General features: G+C 48.3%; 1 protein-coding gene. It reads left to right on the forward strand.

What is annotated here, in order from left to right; genetic code table 11:
* On the forward strand, positions 1-876 hold an 876-nt coding region (locus A3750_RS03755), incomplete at both ends, for a sugar transferase (protein ID WP_197474863.1).

Consider the following 876-nt stretch of genomic DNA (forward strand, 5'->3'; position numbering starts at 1 on the left):
GCGGCGTACTCGCTTATGCGGTTATCGCTGCTTTTGTATGCGTGCTCGTAGTTCGTTTTCTTTTTTATATGGTCGTCGATGTCGCCAACCTAGGGCGTCATGTGCTTATTATTGGCGCAGGCAATAATGCTGCAGAGATCGTTAAGCGCCTTCAGCAGCAGCAGGGTATTCAGAGTTTTAAGTTGCTAGGCTGTATGAGCAGTGGTTCTGAGTCCAGTGTCGTGGACGAGAGCTTAATCGTGCCCGTTACTCGAGATCTGTTGGCTTATGTGAAGCAGCATGGCATTACGGAAATTGTTGTTGCACCTGATGAGCGTCGGAGCAGTGAAGGTGGTGCTGTACCTGTTGATGAATTGCTGAGCTGTAAGCTTGCCGGTATCAATGTCATCGAGCCGCTTGAGTTTTTAGAGCGCGAGTTGACTCGTATTGAGATTTCAATGCTTCGACCAGGTTGGGCTCTATATTCAAATGGGTTTACGTACTCGCAAGCACGAGATGTAGTGAAACGTATTTTTGATTTAAGTGTGGCGTTCTTGCTGCTAGCCATTATGTGGCCCTTTATGTTGTTGACTGCGATTGCAGTCGCTCTCGAGTCCGGGACGCCGGTTTTGTATAGCCAAAAGCGGGTGGGTTACAACGGTAAAGAGTTCTCGATTTATAAGTTCCGCAGTATGCGACAAGATGCGGAAAAAGGTGGTAAAGCGGTTTGGGCCCAGAAGAACGATGCGCGCGTTACGCGTGTTGGTGCTTTTATCCGAAATACACGGCTCGATGAGCTGCCGCAACTCTGGAATGTTATTACTGGTGATATGAGCTTTGTCGGTCCAAGGCCTGAGCGACCAGAGTTTGTTACTGATTTGAAAGAGCAAATACCGT

The sequence above is a fragment of the Oleiphilus sp. HI0079 genome (assembly GCF_001635105.1).